General features: G+C 52.4%; 1 rRNA gene. It reads left to right on the top strand.

The annotated features are described in order from the left end of the window. Positions 1-2,017: ribosomal RNA gene (locus J5M67_RS27145) — 23S ribosomal RNA — on the top strand; the annotation flags it as partial.

The raw sequence follows: 2,017 nt of genomic DNA, 5'->3' as shown, positions 1-2,017 counted from the left end.
CAGAACGCTCTGGAAAGTGCGGCCATAGTGGGTGATAGCCCCGTATGTGAAAGGTTCTTGGAAGTGAAATCGAGTAGGACGGAGCACGAGAAACTTTGTCTGAACATGGGGGGACCATCCTCCAAGGCTAAATACTACTGACTGACCGATAGTGAACCAGTACCGTGAGGGAAAGGCGAAAAGAACCCCGGAGAGGGGAGTGAAATAGAACCTGAAACCGTATGCGTACAAGCAGTGGGAGCCTACTTTGTTAGGTGACTGCGTACCTTTTGTATAATGGGTCAGCGACTTATATTCAGTGGCGAGCTTAACCGAATAGGGAAGGCGTAGCGAAAGCGAGTCTTAATAGGGCGAATTAGTCGCTGGGTATAGACCCGAAACCGGGCGATCTATCCATGAGCAGGTTGAAGGTTAGGTAACACTGACTGGAGGACCGAACCCACTCCCGTTGAAAAGGTAGGGGATGACTTGTGGATCGGAGTGAAAGGCTAATCAAGCTCGGAGATAGCTGGTTCTCCTCGAAAGCTATTTAGGTAGCGCCTCACGTATCACTCCAGGGGGTAGAGCACTGTTTCGGCTAGGGGGTCATCCCGACTTACCAAACCGATGCAAACTCCGAATACCTGGAAGTGTCAGCGTGGGAGACACACGGCGGGTGCTAACGTCCGTCGTGAAAAGGGAAACAACCCAGACCGTCAGCTAAGGTCCCAAAGTTATGGTTAAGTGGTAAACGATGTGGGAAGGCTTAGACAGCTAGGAGGTTGGCTTAGAAGCAGCCACCCTTTAAAGAAAGCGTAATAGCTCACTAGTCGAGTCGGCCTGCGCGGAAGATGTAACGGGGCTCAAACCATACACCGAAGCTACGGGTGCATCGCAAGATGCGCGGTAGAGGAGCGTTCTGTAAGCCTGTGAAGGTGAGTTGAGAAGCTTGCTGGAGGTATCAGAAGTGCGAATGCTGACATGAGTAACGACAATGGGAGTGAAAAACTCCCACGCCGAAAGACCAAGGGTTCCTGCGCAACGTTAATCGACGCAGGGTTAGTCGGTCCCTAAGGCGAGGCTGAAGAGCGTAGTCGATGGGAAACAGGTTAATATTCCTGTACTTCTAGTTACTGCGATGGAGGGACGGAGAAGGCTAGGCCAGCTTGGCGTTGGTTGTCCAAGTTTAAGGTGGTAGGCCGAACACTTAGGCAAATCCGGGTGTTCAAGGCCGAGAGCTGATGACGAGTCGTCTTTTAGATGATGAAGTGGTTGATGCCATGCTTCCAGGAAAAGCTTCTAAGCTTCAGGTAACTAGGAACCGTACCCCAAACCGACACAGGTGGTTGGGTAGAGAATACCAAGGCGCTTGAGAGAACTCGGGTGAAGGAACTAGGCAAAATGGCACCGTAACTTCGGGAGAAGGTGCGCCGATGAGGGTGAAGCATTTACTGCGTAAGCCCATGTCGGTCGAAGATACCAGGCCGCTGCGACTGTTTATTAAAAACACAGCACTCTGCAAACACGAAAGTGGACGTATAGGGTGTGACGCCTGCCCGGTGCCGGAAGGTTAATTGATGGGGTTAGCGAAAGCGAAGCTCTTGATCGAAGCCCCGGTAAACGGCGGCCGTAACTATAACGGTCCTAAGGTAGCGAAATTCCTTGTCGGGTAAGTTCCGACCTGCACGAATGGCGTAACGATGGCGGCGCTGTCTCCACCCGAGACTCAGTGAAATTGAAATCGCTGTGAAGATGCAGTGTATCCGCGGCTAGACGGAAAGACCCCGTGAACCTTTACTGTAGCTTTGCACTGGACTTTGAGCCTGCTTGTGTAGGATAGGTGGGAGGCTTTGAAGCGTGGACGCCAGTCTGCGTGGAGCCATCCTTGAAATACCACCCTGGCATGCTTGAGGTTCTAACTCTGGTCCGTCATCCGGATCGAGGACAGTGTATGGTGGGCAGTTTGACTGGGGCGGTCTCCTCCTAAAGAGTAACGGAGGAGTACGAAGGTGCGCTCAGACCGGTCGGAAATCGGTCG

This window comes from Pseudomonas sp. 30_B, from assembly GCF_017491605.1.
GTDB lineage: Bacteria > Pseudomonadota > Gammaproteobacteria > Pseudomonadales > Pseudomonadaceae > Pseudomonas.
The sequence above is the reverse complement of the archived record's forward strand: the minus strand, read 5'-3'. Positions and strand labels throughout refer to the sequence as shown.